We start from the raw sequence: 14,635 nt of genomic DNA on the forward strand, positions 1-14,635 counted from the left end.
ATCGCCTGATCGTCGCGTAAGGCCCGTTCCCCCTGGGGAGCGGGCCTTACGCATGCCCGGGGCCTTACGCGCGCCCAGGGGCTCTACGCATGCCCGGGGGCCTTGCGTGCGCCCGCGGGCTCACACACCCCCCGGGCCGTCCGCTCGCGAGTGGGGCCGGACGCCCACCGAGACCGCGACCGAACCCGACACCGAGTCGACGGTGACGCTCTCCGCGCTGTCGATCTTGATGCCCTCCCGCCCGCCGCTGACCGTGATCCCCTTGACCGTCCAGTACGAGGCCCCGTTCAGATACAGCCCATAGCCGCGGCGCGCGGCGAGAACGGCCCTGGAGGAGCCGGTGAGGGTGATCCGTGAGCCGGAGGTGCCGGACGCGGTGATCTCGAAGCTGCCGCGATAGGTCCCGTCGGCGAGCCGGATCGTATCGCCGGGACGGGCACCGGCCAGGGCGGTCCTGAGCCCGTGCGCATCGGAGACCGGAATCGCGGCGGCCGTGACCGCGGCGGCCTCCCGCGGGATCGAGCCCGCCCCGACGAGTCCACCGGTGGCGATCACGGCGGCGGCGCAGGCGCCGGCCAGGGTGCGTAACCGGGAGGGGCCGTGTGGCTGCATACGAGGGCTGCCTTCCTGCCGTGGCCAGGGGACGCGCACTGACGTGGTCCGGGGGATCCGGGATTCTCGAGGACCTGATGTACCGGAGAGGTACATTTCAGGCTCTGATAAGTGAACATTGGACGACATAGGGAACCGCTGACGGCTCGCGAAGATAGGGTCCGCGTACCGGGGCGTCAACCCTGCCTGGCATGTACGCGACCTGAATCGGCCGGGCGGACACAACGGCGGTGGCCGCGCAAGAAGTTCGGGACCGGTCGGGAATGTCCCCGCCCCCGTTCGGTGTTCTTGGATGTGGAACACGAGGAGGAGCGGTCACGGTGCTAGATCCGCAGGATTTGTACGCATGGGAGTCGAGCGGGCTCGCGGAAGTCGACGCGATTGCCTCCCGGGACTCGGCCGGGCTGGTGCTGCTCTACCACTTCGACGGCTACATCGACGCCGGGGAGACCGGTGACCAGATCGTCCAGCGGCTGCTGGACGGACTGCCGCACCAGGTCGTCGCCCGCTTCGACCACGACCGGCTGGTCGACTACCGGGCCCGGCGCCCCCTGTTGACCTTCCAGCGCGACCGCTGGACCGACTACGAGACCCCGGTCATCGAGCTCCATCTGGTGCGCGACGCAACCGCGGCGCCCTTCCTGCTGCTCACCGGCCCCGAGCCGGATGTGGAGTGGGAGCGGTTCGCGGCGGCCGTGCGGCAGCTGGTGGAGCGGCTCGGGGTGCGCCTCGCGGTGAACTTCCACGGCATCCCCATGGGCGTGCCGCACACCCGCCCGGTCGGGATCACCCCGCACGGCAACCGCACCGATCTGACGCCCGGCCACCGCGGGGTCTTCGACGAGGCCCAGGTGCCCGGGAGCGCCGCCGCGCTCATCGAGTACCGGCTCGTCCAGGCGGGCCATGACGTGCTCGGCGTCGCCGCGCACGTCCCGCACTACCTGGCCCGCTCCGCCTATCCGGACGCGGCGCTCACCGCGCTGGAGACGGTCACCGCGGCCACCGGTCTGGTGCTGCCGGGCGCCGCCCACACGCTGCGCACCGAGGCGCTGAAGGCGCAGGAGGAGATCGAGCGGCAGATCTCGGAGGGTGATGAGGAACTGGTCGCGCTGGTACGGGGGCTTGAGCACCAGTACGACGCGGTGGCCGGGGCCGAGACCCGCGGCAATCTGGTCGCCGAACCGGCCGAGCTGCCCTCGGCGGACGAACTGGGCGCCGAGTTCGAGCGCTTCCTCGCCGAGCGGGAGGGTGAGGGCGGTGGCTGACCGGGGCCCGTATAGCGTGGCCCCATGCTGAAGCTGGGGCTCACGGGCGGAATCGGCGCGGGCAAGAGTGAAGTGTCACGCATCCTCTCCTCGTACGGAGCGGTGCTGATCGACTCGGACCGGATCGCTCGTGAAGTGGTGGAGCCGGGTACGCCCGGACTCGCTGCGGTCGTCGAGGAGTTCGGGCCCGAGGTGCTCACCTCCGACGGCACCCTGGACCGGCCCGGACTGGGCGCGATCGTCTTCGGTGACCCCGAGCGGCTGCGCGCCCTGAACGCGATCGTGCACCCGCTGGTCCGCGACCGCTCCGCCGAGCTCGAGGCGGCCGCCGGATCCGACGCCGTAGTGGTCCATGACGTCCCGCTCCTCACCGAGAACGGCCTGGCGCCCCTCTACGACGTCGTGGTGGTCGTGGACGCCTCGCCCGAGACCCAGCTCGACCGGCTGGTCCGGCTGCGCGGTATGGCCGAGGACGAGGCACGGGCCCGGATGGCGGCGCAGGCGACCCGGGCCGAGCGGCTGGCCGTCGCCGATGTGGTCATCGACAACGACGGTCCGCTGGAGGCCCTGGAGCCGCAGGTCCGTACGGTCTGGACGGAGCTGGTGGAGCGGGCGGCCGGGAGCTGACCGGGTCTGGCGGGGCGCCGGACGGGGAATGAGGTGGACGGGGCCGTTGTTGTGCTGCCCGTACCGACTACCGTCGCCGTTCCGCCGCCGCCGATCCGTTGTCCGTGCCCGGGAAGGAAACAGCCGTGCCCCAGCCCACGCCCGAGACCCATGTCATCGACTTCCGCGCCGCGGAGCAACTGCTCGCCGCCCGCGACCCGCGCGGCGCCGTCAAGCTGCTCGACTCGGTGATCAACGCCCATCCGGAGAACACCGCGGCCCGGCTGCTGCGGGCACGTGCCTTCTTCGGCGCGGCCCAGTTGCGCTCGGCGGAGCTGGAGTTCCAGTTGGTGCTGGAGCGTGAGCCGGACAACGCCTTCGCCCACTTCGCGCTGGGCCGCACCCTGGAGCGGGCCAACCGGCCGGAGGAGGCCACCCGTCACTTCCGCCTCGCGGCGGCGCTCGACCCGCGCCCGGACTTCGTCGAGGCGGCGCGGTTCGGCGAGCGGGGGGAGCGGAACGCGGGGGAGTAGCTGCCCAGGGACGGGGACAGGGACGGGGACGCGGACGAGGGCGGGACAGGGGAGGCCGGGGGCTCACCCTCGGCGACCCCGCACATCCCGTCCGTGGTCCCCGGCCATCCACCGGCCGCGCCCCCTGACCGGTGCGTACGGCGGTACGTCCCGTCCGGGCTGGTAGTGCGGCCCCTGCCGGATGTGCCGGATGACCAGGGCGAGATCGGTGAGGGTGAGGGCGGTGAGCACCGCGCAGGCCGCCGCCCAGCCGGGCCGTCCCGCGACCGAGAAGGCCACGGTGCCGCCGAGCGTCCAGAGCAGCCCCCATGCGGCGAGCCAGAACCGCAGCCGCAGCGGGCTGCGCGCGTGCAGGGGCTCATCGCCCGTCCGGATGAAGCGCATCGACATGGCCCTGCACCTCCCACGTTCTCCCTCTTCGAATCTAACGCCGTCCGGTCGGCCGCGGAGACCTGCGATCATGCCCTGAGCAGACCGCATCGGAAGAGGAGCCGCCAGTGATCCGCCAGTCATGGGACGAATCGGCCGCCCTGCGAGCCCGGATCCGCGGCTGTCTGCTGGGCGGCGCGATCGGCGATGCCCTGGGCAATCCGGTCGAGTTCCGCTCCCTGCGGGCGATCCGCGACACCCACGGGGACGCGGGGGTCACCACCCTCCTCCCGGACGGAAGCGGCGCCGTGGGCCGGGTCACCGACGACACCCAGATGACCCTGTTCACCGCCGAGGGCCTGATACGGGCGCACGCCAGGGCCATGTCCAAGGGCATCGGCGGCGCCGAGACCGCCCTCGTCCGCAACGCCTATCTGCGCTGGCTCGACACCCAGAACCACCCCGCGCCGCCGCCCGCCCCGGATGCGTACGACCCGGTCCGCTCCGGCTGGCTGCGCCACCAGCCCTGGCTGTACGCCCGCCGCGCCCCCGGCAACGCCTGTCTCTCCGGGCTGGCGGAGGAGCACATCCCCTCCCCGCACGATCCGCTCGACGGCCGCCCCGGACCGGTGAACTCCGGTTCCAAGGGCTGTGGCACCGTCATGCGCTCGGCCCCCTTCGGCATGGTCGGCCTGGACCCCCGTGGCTCCTTCGAACTCGCCGCCCGCTGTGCCCAGATCACCCACGGCCACCCCACGGGCTACTACGCCGCGGGCGCCCTGGCCGCGATGGTCGCGTGCCTGCTCGAGGGCGAATCCCTGGAGGGAGCCGCCCTGCGCACCCTGGAAGTCCTGGCCCGCTATCCGGGCCACGAGGAGACCACCACCGCGCTGCGCGCCGCGATCGACCTGGCGGCCGAGGGCGATCCGGCCCCGGAGAAGACCGAATCGCTGGGCGGTGGCTGGATCGCCGAGGAGGCGCTCGCCATCGGGGTGTACTGCGCCCTGGCCCGGACCCCGGACCAGCAGATCTCCTATGGCCCCGGCGGCCTGATCAGCTATGACCCGATGCCGCCGCGCACCCCGCTCCAGGCCGCGCTGCTGCTGTCGGTGAACCACTCCGGTGACAGCGACTCGACCGGCTCCATCTGCGGCAATCTCCTCGGCGCCCAGCACGGCGACCACCGCCTTCCGCCGTCCTGGCTGGCCCGGATCGAGGGCCGCGGTGTGATCGCCGAACTCGCCGACGACATGGCCTTCGAGTTCCACCGCTCGGTCGAGCTCTACGAGCCCTACGAGGACCTGGTCTTCCCCCGGGACCGCTACCCCGTCGGCTGAGCCGGGTCCGTCGGTGGGCGGCGTTCGGTCATGCGCTCGCCCCGGCGCTCAGACCGCGCACGGTGAGGTCGATGAGGTGGCGCAGCCGTGTGCTGAGGACGTCCAGGGGTTCGGGCTCCTGGGCGAGGCCGGTGAGGGCGTCCACCAGCAGGGTGGCGGTGTCCTGGGCGGTGAGGGCGTCGCCCAGGAGGTCGAGGTCGGCCGCGGCGGAGTCCAGTACGGCCGCGACGACGGTGATCAGACGGGCCCTCAGGGCGGCCGAGAGGTTTCCGGTCGTCCCGGTGGCGTCGCCGAGCGCGGCGGACTCGGCGAACAGCTCCTTGCGCGCGTTCGCGTCGAGCGTTCCGGCGGAGAGCTCCAGCTTCACCGTGAGAACGCCGAACAGCCGGTCCACCGTGCTGCCTTCGGCCTCGGCCGCCCGTTCCGCGGTGCGGATCATCTGGTCGACCAGCCGGTTCCCCACGGTGCGGAAGATGTCCTCCTTCCCGCCGAAGTGCTGGTAGAGGGCGGGGCGGGACATGGCCGACGCCTGGGCCAGGAGGTCCATGGAGGTGAGCCGGTAGCCGTAGCGGCCGAAGACGCCGAGGGCCGCGTCGAGGATCTGGTCGCGTCTGACGCTGGTGTCACGTGGCATTCTGACAGAATGCGTTCATAGTGTCAGGGTGTCAATGAGGAAGCGGATGAGGCGAGTTGATCATCTCGCCGGAGTGCGCTCCGAGCGACCCCGGCGGAACCAGCGCTGCGCCTTGTGCAGGAAAGGAAAGCGTTCGTGCTTCTCCCGGGCGCTGCGGTCCAGCTCCTCCATCAGCCGCTTGGAACGCTGCTCCATGTCCAGCTCGGCGAGGATGCGGTCGACCTCCGCGAGCAGCGCGCCGTGCAACTGCCAATGCCCGGGGTGCTGCCGGACACGGCGCAGCAGGGTCCGGGCGACGTGGTCACGGCTGGCGTGTGCGGTGGCGAGCTCGTTCGCCAGCCGGGATTCGGCCTCCTCGGCGCTGGCGCTGACCGGGCTGGTGACCAGCACCGCGAAGCTCTCGACGGCCGAAGCCATATGGACGAAGAGGTCGTGCAGCTCCTCCGCCACGGTCGGCGGGAACAGGGGCTCGTCGGTCCGCTCCTTGGCCAGGTCGGTCAAAGTGCGGGTGAGGACCCGCAGGACAACCGTGCAGATCTCCAGGGTGTCCAGCCCGGTGCGCAGCACCACGCGGTACAGCAGCCCCTCCTTGACGCGGGGGTTGAGCCGTACGCTGTCCTCCGCCTGCCGGAGGGCGGCGTCCACCTGGGCGATGTCGTGGTCGAGGCGGCGGGCCTCGTGGAGCCGGGCGGCGGCCCGTTCCACCGGGGTGTGGCTGCCGAGCTCCTCGGCCATGTGCAGCAGCAGCTGACGCATCCGCCGGGCGAGGTCCTCGATGGACTTGCCGGCCGTCTCCACCCAGACCGGGGGCGCGAGCAGGAAGTTGAAGAGCAGTCCGACCACGGCGCCGATCAGCGTCTCCAGCACCCGGTCCCAGGCGGTGTTGGTCACCTGGGTCACACCGAGGACCAGCATGGCGCTGATCGCCACCTCGGGTACGAACTCGCTCACCCGCGCGAAGTGGCCCGCGGTCAGTGACGCCAGGATGATCAGCCCCAGACTCCACCAGGACAGTCCCATCAGCGCGCTGAAGGCGATGGCGATCAGCACACCCACGACCACCGCGTTGACCCTGCGGATACCGGTGGTGAGGGTGGCGTACAGGGTGACCTGGACGACGAGGAGGGCGGTGAGCGGTGCGGTCAGCGGGGCCGTCTCGTTGCTCAGTTGCAGCGCGACGACGTAGGCGATGGTCGCGGCCGCCGCGGAACGCATCGTCTGTACGACGACCGGGTCACTGCGCCGTTTGACGAGGTCGGCCAAGGGGTCGAGAACTTCTGGCACGTTACTGCCCCTTCCACCCAGGGGGACCTGGCATGACATCCGGTCTCGCGGACGGGCTAACGTGTGGGCATGATCAGGCCATTCCATCGGAATCACGCCACGGGCGGAACCCGCGCGACCGAGGAGAGCGACGGCGCGGCCCTCCCGGGGAGCACCGGACCCGCCGCCACGGTCGAGACCCATCCGCGCCAGGTCGGCCGGGTGCGGACGGAGTACGCACCGGATCCGGACGGGGATCCGGACCCCGGGGAGATCGTCTGGACCTGGGTTCCCTACGAGGAGAACGACGGGCGGGGCAAGGACCGTCCGGTGCTGGTGGTGGCGCGCGAGCGGGGCGGGACCCTGCTGGCCGTGCAGCTGTCCAGCAAGCGGCATGACGACGACCGCGAGTGGGTGGCGATCGGCTCCGGGCCGTGGGACCGGGCGGGGCGCGAGTCCTGGGTGGATCTGGACCGGGTGCTGCGGGTGCATCCGGAGGGGATGCGGCGGGAGGCGTGCGCCCTCGACCGGCCGCGCTTCGACCGGGTCGTGGTGCGGCTGCGGCAGCGCTACGGCTGGAGGTGAGCGAATCGGGCCCGGGGCTCAGACGGCGTCGGCCAGGGCCAGCAGCTTGGTGACCGTGTTCCAGTTGCGGGCGGTCACCAGCACTCCGAGCCGGATGCCGGTGATCTTCGCGGCCAGCTTGGAGCGTCCGAGCCCGTCCGGGCAGTGCAGAAAGACCTCGCGTCCGACGAGGCGGAAGCTGTCGGGCGCGTACCCGGCCTGGTCCAGGGCGTCCAGCGGCGTGGTGTCCTGCGGTACGTCCGACAGGAAGACCACATGCAGGGTCTTGGGCTCGGCCGTGGCCCCGGGGTACGGATTGGCCGCCACGGCGGCGGCCAGCTCGTCCCGGGTGCGGACCATCACCGGTACGGAGAAGCCGAGATCGGCGGAGAAGCGCTCCTGAAGGACGCGGGCCGTCTCCTCGGGCGGCGTACCGGGGTCGGCGAAGACGATATTGCCGGTCTGGAGGTGGACGGTGACGTCCGTGAACCCGAGGCCGGCCATCAGCTCGCGCTGCCGGGCCATCGGGAACTTCTTGTTGCCGCCCACATTGATGCCGCGGAGCAGCGCTATCTGGGATGCCATGGCCGTACTCTCCTCGTGCACCGACCTCTGCGCCCGCTGCGCGTGGACCGGACGCTCCGATCGTACGACCCGGGTCCGACAGCGGCCCCCGGCCCGGTCCGGGCCCACGGCATGATGGGGGAGTGCGGCTGGAAGCGATCACCTGGGAGCGGCTGACCGACGCGACCGCCGACCGGATCGCCGGGCTGACGGCGGCCGACGGCGGCCCCTGGCTCCGGGTGGCGGTCGACGGCGCTCCGGCGGCGGACACCGGGCGGCTGGCCGGTGAGCTGGCGGAGGGTCTGCGGCTGCGGGGGCGTCCGGTGCTGGTGGTCGCGGCGGCGGGGTTCTGGCGGCCCGCCTCACTGCGTCTGGAGTACGGCCGGCGGGATCCGGACGCGTACTACGACAGCTGGCTCGACACCGGGGCGCTGTGGCGTGAGGTCTTCGCCCCGCTGGAGGCGGGGCCGGAGGCGACCGGCCGGGTGCTCCCCGATCTGTGGGACCCGGTGACCGACCGCGCCACCCGCTCGCCGTACGCCCAACTGCCGCCGGGCGGGGTGCTGCTGCTCCACGGCGCGCTGCTGCTGGGGCACTGGTTTCCGTTCGACCTGTCGGTGCATCTGCGGCTGTCCCCGGCCGCCCTGGCCCGCCGCACCGACGAGGACGAGCGGTGGACCCTGTCCGCGTTCGCGCGCTATGAGGACGAGGTGCGGCCCGACGAGACGGCGGATGTGGTGGTGCGGGTGGACGACCCCCGGCACCCGGCATGGCGCCGCCCGGAGGCATGACCCTCGCCTCCGGGCGGCACAGGTGTGTGTGCGCGGGCCCTACTTCTTCTCCGGGCACTCCTTCCAGGCGAAGTGATAGGTGGTGCTCACATCGCCGTCGGTGGAGTCCATCGTCATGAAGCTGGTGGTGTCACGGGTGTTGGAGGTGCCCGCGTTGACCCGCAGCTCCGTGTTGATGTTGAAGTTCCGCAGTTCGCCGCAGGGCGACCACACCACGGTGGCGATATCGGCGATGTCGGTCGCCTGCCAGTTGTCGTCGTACGGCCCATTGAAATCATGGGCGTTGGAGGTGGTCTGCGACTGCCCCTGGAAGTAGTACGAGGCTTTCTCCACGCTGGAGGCGCCCTTTTCCAGATGGGCGAAGCCGCGGTAGTCGACGCTGGCGATCGCGTAGCTGAAGCCCTGCGGAACATGGGTGACCAGGCTCAGCTGACAGTTCTTCCGGAAGTCCGTCGGCTTGGCGCCCTTGCCCACCTGGGCGAGATAGTCGCTGTAGGTGACGGTGAACGCCGTATTGTCCTCAGAGACGGCCACTGCCGCCGTACCCGCCGGACAGCCCGAGCCGTTCACGGTTGCCACGGTGATCACGATCTTGTCGGGTGGCACCGTGTCGAACGGCGGTTGTGCGGACCCCTGGGAGGTCATCATCGAGGCGAATAACGCCGTGATCACACCGCCTGTGTACAGAACACCGGGCATGATTCTCCATTCAATCATCGGGCTGACGGCGGCGGGAATCCACACGGACTCCGATGCCGTCGTGGCTGCTGGATTTCCGCACTACCGGGAGGAGGAAGGACATTCCTTCCAGGCAAGGTGGTAAATGGTGTTGACGCCGCCGTCGGTGGAGTCCATGGCCATGAAGCTGCTGCTGCCCGCCGGTGAGGACCCGGCGTTCACCCGGAGTTCGGAGTTGATGTTGAGGTTCCGGTCCTGGCCGCAGGGCGCCCAGACCAGCGCGCTGTAGTCCGTGCTGTCGGTGGTCTGCCAGTTGTCCTGGTACGGGCCGCTGAAGTCATGGGTCCGCGAGGCGGTGTCGGCCGAGCCCTGGAAGTAGTAACTCGCCTTCTCGGTGCCGCGGGCGCCCCTTTGCAGCGAGGCATAGCCGCGGTAGTCGACCTCGGCGATCGCGTAGGTGAAGCCCTGCGGGATATGCACATCCAGGTTGAGCTGGCAGTTCTTCCGGATGTCGGTCGGGTCCGCACCGCCGCCGACCTGGGCGAGGTAGTCGCTGTAGGTGACGGTGAACGCCGTGTTGTCGCCCGCCACCGCGACGGCCGCGGTGCCTTTCGGGCAGCCCGATCCGTTCACGGTCCTGACGCTCACCTGGATCTTTTCCGGGGGTGCATCGGGGGCCGAGGAAACGCCTTGGGTGGAAAGGGCCGAAGCGAATAACGCAGCGGCCGCGCCACCGGCGAGCAGTACACCGGACATGGCACTCCAATTCGATCATTGACGGGGACGTGGTTGAACCGTGAAGGAATGTGCTGGTGTTTCAGGAAGGGCGGCAGAACGCGGTACGAACAACGCGGGACAAGAACGCCGTACGAAGAGCGCGGTGCGGAAGAGCTGTTGAGCGGAACAGCTACCACAGAGGTGCCCGGCGGCTGGCAGAATGCCAGGGCAATGAGCGTCAGAAATATGCGTCCGACGCATTCTTGCCCGGTGCGGGTCCGCGAGCGATCCTAAGATAAGGGTGGGCGGCATCCACGACAAGTGGGAACGAGTATTTCCCGGGCAAGATATTTTCCGCCCGCCGCACCGGTGAAGAGGCGGACCGGAGAAGGAATCAGAACAGGGGCTGCGGGAGAACGCCTTCCAGCGCCAGAAGCGCGCGTTTGGTCTCCAGCCCACCGCCGAAGCCGCCGATTCCGCCGTCGCTCTCGACAACCCGATGACAGGCGACCACGACCGGCAGCGGATTGCTGCCCATGGCCATACCGACGGCGCGGGCGGCGCCCGGTTCACCCACCCGGTCCGCGAGGTCCTGATAGCCCACCACCGTGCCGTACGGCACGCCGTCGGCCAGCTCACGCAGCACCCGGCGGTTGAAGCCCGTGGTCAGTGACCAGTCCAGGGGGACGGTGAACTCCTTGAGGCCACCCGCGAAATAGCCCTCCAGTTGCCGGACCGCCTCCGCGAGAGCCGCGGCGCGGTGCGGCGCGGGCGCGGGTCCGGTGCCCAGCCGGCGGGTGAGCCGCGAGACGGCCTCGGCCGCCGTCTTCCCGTCGGCGTGGAAGACCACCAGGGCCAGCCCCTGGTCGGTGGCCGCGAGCAGCAGCGGGCCGATGGGGGTGTCCAGCACCTCCCAGGACCAGGCACGTATCTCCGGCGCACGCACGTGCGGCCGCGCCGGGGCGTCCCGCTCGGGGGTCTGCTGCTCCGGGGTGTCCCGCTCTGCGCTCGTCACGGTTCCAGCGTAGGCGGGGGCACCGACAGCGCCCCGGCGGCCGGTCGGCCACCGGGGCGCTCCCCCACACAAAGGGCCCGGTCACGGGCCGCGAACAGACGGGTCAGTCGAGGTCGTCCAGGGCGTCCCGGATCACATCGGGCTTGTTGGTGATGATGCCGTCCACCCCCATCCCCGCGACCGAGACCGCCGACGGGCCGTCGTTCACGGTCCAGGTGAAGACCTCCAGCGGACGCCCGTGCGGGCCGCACACCGCATGGACCGCGGCCACATACCCGGAGTCGATGGTCCGGTAGTTCGGATTGATCTGGTCGGCGAACTCCGCGTACTGCGCCAGGTCTTCGACGGCGGGGGTGCCCAGATAGCCGGTGGTGACGCCCGGCCGCAGCCCGTGGACCGTCCGCAGGGAGGTCGCGTTGAAGCTCTGGACGATCAGCCGCTTCCGGTGCTTGCCGTCGAGCCAGCCTTCGTGCCGCAGCTCCCGGAGAGTCTGGCGCTCGATGCCGGGGTAGAGCTCGGGGGCCTTGAGCTCCAGCAGGAGCTTCTGGTGGTTGTCCGAAACCCGGTCCATGTACTCCTCGAGGGTCGGCACGGTCTCGCCCGCGAACCGGGAGCTGAACCAGCTTCCGGCGTCCAGCTTCTCGATCTCGTCGAGGGTGAAGTCGGAGATCTTCCAGGGCGCGCGGTCCGGGAAGACCTCCTCGGCGTTCGTGGTCCGGTCGAGGGTGGTGTCGTGCATGATGACCAGCTCGCCGTCCTTGGTGCGCTGGACGTCGTTCTCCACCCAGTCGATGCCGAGCTCGTCGGCCGCGTCGACGGCGGCGAGGGTGTTCTCGGGGGCGTAGGCGGAGGCGCCCCGATGCGCCACGGTCGTCGTGTGGTGGTGCGGATGGCCGGTCGCCTCGGCCGCCGTCATGGGGAGGAGGAAGAGCGCGGACATACCCAGGAGCGCGCCGGTTAACGCGGCGGCAGGACGGATCTGCATACGGACTCCTCGCGTCGTGTGACTCGCGCATGGCTCGTGAACGGCCAGAGGGTCCCAGACGCGCGGCCCCGGGGATAGATATCGAATGGGGGAAACAGTCCGCTGGGGAAACAGTCCGCGCCGCCCCGCTCACCCTCGTGGGCGCTCGAACGTGACGAGCAGCCCCTCCACCCCGCCCGGTCCGACCCGGCCCTTCACATCCGCGCTCGTTATCGCCTTCACCCGCCAGCCGTCGGCCGCGTACTTGTTCAGCAGATCCTCGACCTTGTCGGCCGACATCTTGCCGCCGATCAGACCCTCACGGATCTGGATCACCTTGTACTCGTACATGATCGATTCCCTTCGCTCCGGTGTCGTCAGGGGCCGTCCGCGGGCCGTGGAAACCGGCCGCGAGCCCGTCCGGGCCAGGCTACGGGGCGGCTGCCGGGGCGACCGAGCCTTCGTTGTCGGTGGCGAGTCGTACCGTGGGTGACATGCGGCCCGTAACCCAGATCGAACGCAAGGTGGCGCCCTTCGAGGTCGTCAGCCCGTATCAGCCCAGCGGTGACCAGCCCACGGCCATCACCGACCTCGACCGGCGGATCCGGGCCGGTGAGAGCGACGTCGTGCTCCTCGGCGCGACCGGCACCGGAAAGTCCGCCACCACCGCGTGGATGATCGAGAAGCTTCAGCGGCCGACGCTCGTCATGGCGCCCAACAAGACACTGGCCGCCCAGCTGGCCAATGAGTTCCGCGAGCTCCTGCCGAACAACGCGGTGGAGTACTTCGTCTCGTACTACGACTACTACCAGCCCGAGGCGTACGTTCCGCAGTCGGACACCTACATCGAGAAGGACTCCTCGATCAACGAGGAGGTGGAGCGGCTGCGCCACTCCGCCACCAACTCGCTGCTGACCCGGCGCGATGTGGTGGTCGTCGCCTCCGTCTCCTGCATCTACGGCCTGGGTACGCCGCAGGAGTACGTGGACCGCATGGTGCCGCTCAAGGTCGGCGAGGAGACCGACCGTGACCAGCTGCTGCGCCGCTTCGTGGACATCCAGTACACGCGCAATGACGTGGCGTTCACCCGGGGCACCTTCCGGGTCCGCGGCGACACCATCGAGATCTTCCCGGTCTACGAGGAGCTCGCGGTCCGCATCGAGATGTTCGGTGACGAGATCGAGGCGCTGTCCACCCTCCACCCGCTCACCGGCGAGGTCATCAGCGACGACCAAGAGCTCTACGTCTTCCCCGCCACCCACTACGTGGCCGGTCCCGAGCGCATGGAGAGGGCGATCTCCGGGATCGAGACCGAGCTCGAGCAGACCCTCGCCCGGATGGAGAAGCAGGGCAAGCTGCTGGAGGCCCAGCGGCTGCGGATGCGCACCACCTACGACATCGAGATGATGCGCCAGATCGGCACCTGCTCCGGTATCGAGAACTACTCGCTGCACATCGACGGCCGTGAGTCCGGGACCCCGCCGCACACCCTGCTCGACTACTTCCCGGAGGACTTCCTCCTGGTCATCGACGAGTCCCATGTCACCGTGCCGCAGATCGGCGCGATGTACGAGGGCGACGCCTCCCGTAAGCGCACCCTGATCGAGCACGGCTTCCGGCTGCCCTCCGCACTCGACAACCGCCCGCTGAAATGGGAGGAGTTCCTCGAGCGGGTGGGGCAGACGGTCTATCTCTCCGCCACTCCCGGCCCGTACGAGCTCTCCCGCTCCGACGGCTTCGTGGAGCAGATCATCCGGCCGACCGGCCTCGTCGACCCCGAGGTCGTCGTCAAGCCCACCGAGGGACAGATCGACGATCTGATCCACGAGATCCGCACCCGCACCGAGAAGGACGAGCGCGTCCTCGTCACCACCCTCACCAAGAAGATGGCCGAGGACCTCACCGACTACATGCTCGAACTGGGCATCCAGGTGCGGTATCTGCACAGCGACGTGGACACCCTGCGCCGGGTGGAGCTGCTGCGCGAGCTGCGTGCCGGCGAGTACGACGTGCTGGTGGGCATCAACCTGCTGCGGGAGGGCCTGGACCTGCCGGAGGTGTCGCTGGTCGCCATCCTCGACGCCGACAAGGAGGGCTTCCTGCGCTCCGGTACCTCGCTGATCCAGACCATCGGCCGGGCCGCGCGCAATGTCTCGGGCCAGGTCCATATGTACGCCGACAAGGTCACCGCCGCGATGGAGAAGGCCATCGAGGAGACCAACCGCCGCCGCGCCAAGCAGATCGCGTACAACACCGAGCGCGGAATCGATCCGCAGCCGCTGCGCAAGAGGATCGGCGACATCGTGGCCACCCTGGCCCGCGAGGAGATCGACACCAGGGAGCTGCTGGGCACCGGCTACCGCAAGCAGGACCAGGGCAAGGGCAAGGCGCCGGTGCCCGCCCTGGGCGCGCAGAAGGCGGGCAAGAAGGGCGGCAAGGCGGCCGCGGGCAAGGAGGGGGCACTGACCGACCGTCCCGCCGCCGAACTGGCCGAGCTGATCGAGGAGATGACCGACCGGATGCGGGCCGCGGCGGCGGAGCTCCAGTTCGAGGTCGCGGCCCGGTTGCGGGACGAGGTGGGGGAGTTGAAGAAGGAGCTGCGGCAGATGAAGGAGGCCGGGCTCTCCTGACCCGCCCGGCCCCGGGGCACACCGACCTCCGGTGTGCCCCGTCCGTGCCCCACCATGCCCTGCCGTGCCCGCACCGCGCCCCGTTGCCCGTCC

At 70.2% G+C, this 14,635-nt stretch carries 17 protein-coding genes; 7 read left to right on the forward strand and 10 right to left on the reverse strand.

Annotated elements, in window-relative coordinates; all coding sequences use genetic code 11:
* Window positions 1-120: 120 nt before the first annotated feature.
* Window positions 121-612 (reverse strand): right-handed parallel beta-helix repeat-containing protein, encoded by a 492-nt coding sequence (locus JK363_RS10690; RefSeq protein ID WP_201874215.1) that lies wholly within the window; start codon window positions 610-612, stop codon window positions 121-123.
* A 320-nt stretch (window positions 613-932) separates the two neighbouring features.
* Here JK363_RS10690 and JK363_RS10695 point away from each other — a divergent pair, with 320 nt between their 5' ends.
* From JK363_RS10695 to JK363_RS10705, 3 genes are all read left to right on the forward strand, one after another.
* Window positions 933-1,877 carry a PAC2 family protein gene (locus tag JK363_RS10695; RefSeq protein WP_201874216.1) on the forward strand — a complete coding sequence of 315 codons (945 nt, stop codon included), beginning with the start codon at window positions 933-935 and terminating at the stop codon, window positions 1,875-1,877.
* A gap of 24 nt (window positions 1,878-1,901) precedes the next feature.
* Entirely contained in the window at window positions 1,902-2,504 is a 603-nt protein-coding gene (gene coaE, locus JK363_RS10700) for a dephospho-CoA kinase (protein WP_201874218.1), read from the forward strand.
* A gap of 125 nt (window positions 2,505-2,629) precedes the next feature.
* Entirely contained in the window at window positions 2,630-3,016 is a 387-nt protein-coding gene (locus tag JK363_RS10705; protein WP_201874219.1) for a tetratricopeptide repeat protein, read from the forward strand.
* A 63-nt stretch (window positions 3,017-3,079) separates the two neighbouring features.
* On the opposite strand, the gene JK363_RS10710 is transcribed toward JK363_RS10705, so the two are convergent.
* The gene (locus JK363_RS10710) at window positions 3,080-3,406 is read right to left on the reverse strand and encodes a DUF6343 family protein (protein ID WP_201874221.1); all 327 of its coding nucleotides are present in this window, start codon (window positions 3,404-3,406) and stop codon (window positions 3,080-3,082) included.
* A 107-nt stretch (window positions 3,407-3,513) separates the two neighbouring features.
* Between JK363_RS10710 and JK363_RS10715 the strand changes: the two genes are divergently transcribed.
* A complete protein-coding gene (locus tag JK363_RS10715) occupies window positions 3,514-4,722 on the forward strand; it encodes an ADP-ribosylglycohydrolase family protein (RefSeq protein WP_201874223.1) in 1,209 nt (402 codons plus the stop codon).
* A 28-nt stretch (window positions 4,723-4,750) separates the two neighbouring features.
* Here JK363_RS10715 and JK363_RS10720 read toward each other — a convergent pair whose 3' ends face one another.
* A complete protein-coding gene (locus tag JK363_RS10720) occupies window positions 4,751-5,356 on the reverse strand; it encodes a TetR/AcrR family transcriptional regulator (protein WP_201874224.1) in 606 nt (201 codons plus the stop codon).
* A 60-nt stretch (window positions 5,357-5,416) separates the two neighbouring features.
* Window positions 5,417-6,640, reverse strand: a complete 1,224-nt coding sequence (locus tag JK363_RS10725) for an FUSC family protein (protein WP_307821675.1) — start codon at window positions 6,638-6,640, stop codon at window positions 5,417-5,419.
* A gap of 69 nt (window positions 6,641-6,709) precedes the next feature.
* Here JK363_RS10725 and JK363_RS10730 point away from each other — a divergent pair, with 69 nt between their 5' ends.
* Entirely contained in the window at window positions 6,710-7,204 is a 495-nt protein-coding gene (locus JK363_RS10730; protein WP_201874226.1) for a type II toxin-antitoxin system PemK/MazF family toxin, read from the forward strand.
* Between the two features lie 18 nt (window positions 7,205-7,222).
* On the opposite strand, the gene JK363_RS10735 is transcribed toward JK363_RS10730, so the two are convergent.
* Entirely contained in the window at window positions 7,223-7,768 is a 546-nt protein-coding gene (locus JK363_RS10735) for a DUF1697 domain-containing protein (RefSeq protein WP_201874227.1), read from the reverse strand.
* 122 nt (window positions 7,769-7,890) lie between these two features.
* Here JK363_RS10735 and JK363_RS10740 point away from each other — a divergent pair, with 122 nt between their 5' ends.
* A complete protein-coding gene (locus JK363_RS10740; RefSeq protein ID WP_201874228.1) occupies window positions 7,891-8,538 on the forward strand; it encodes a nucleoside/nucleotide kinase family protein in 648 nt (215 codons plus the stop codon).
* A gap of 39 nt (window positions 8,539-8,577) precedes the next feature.
* Here JK363_RS10740 and JK363_RS10745 read toward each other — a convergent pair whose 3' ends face one another.
* From JK363_RS10745 to JK363_RS10765, 5 genes are all read right to left on the reverse strand, one after another.
* Window positions 8,578-9,237, reverse strand: coding sequence for a DUF4360 domain-containing protein (locus JK363_RS10745; protein WP_201874229.1), 660 nt, complete (start codon window positions 9,235-9,237; stop codon window positions 8,578-8,580).
* Window positions 9,238-9,318: 81 nt separating this feature from the next.
* Entirely contained in the window at window positions 9,319-9,972 is a 654-nt protein-coding gene (locus tag JK363_RS10750) for a DUF4360 domain-containing protein (RefSeq protein ID WP_201874231.1), read from the reverse strand.
* A 355-nt stretch (window positions 9,973-10,327) separates the two neighbouring features.
* Entirely contained in the window at window positions 10,328-10,948 is a 621-nt protein-coding gene (locus tag JK363_RS10755) for a methylated-DNA--[protein]-cysteine S-methyltransferase (RefSeq protein ID WP_372444737.1), read from the reverse strand.
* Between the two features lie 103 nt (window positions 10,949-11,051).
* Window positions 11,052-11,933, reverse strand: coding sequence for a glycerophosphodiester phosphodiesterase (locus JK363_RS10760; protein ID WP_201874233.1), 882 nt, complete (start codon window positions 11,931-11,933; stop codon window positions 11,052-11,054).
* Between the two features lie 129 nt (window positions 11,934-12,062).
* Window positions 12,063-12,263 (reverse strand): DUF4177 domain-containing protein, encoded by a 201-nt coding sequence (locus JK363_RS10765; RefSeq protein ID WP_201874235.1) that lies wholly within the window; start codon window positions 12,261-12,263, stop codon window positions 12,063-12,065.
* Window positions 12,264-12,406: 143 nt separating this feature from the next.
* On the opposite strand from JK363_RS10765, the gene uvrB reads away from it, so the two are divergent.
* The gene (gene uvrB, locus JK363_RS10770; RefSeq protein ID WP_215910752.1) at window positions 12,407-14,542 is read left to right on the forward strand and encodes an excinuclease ABC subunit UvrB; all 2,136 of its coding nucleotides are present in this window, start codon (window positions 12,407-12,409) and stop codon (window positions 14,540-14,542) included.
* The last annotated feature ends 93 nt before the right edge of the window (window positions 14,543-14,635 follow it).

The sequence above is a fragment of the Streptomyces coffeae genome (assembly GCF_016741875.1).
Classification (GTDB): domain Bacteria; phylum Actinomycetota; class Actinomycetes; order Streptomycetales; family Streptomycetaceae; genus Streptomyces; species Streptomyces coffeae.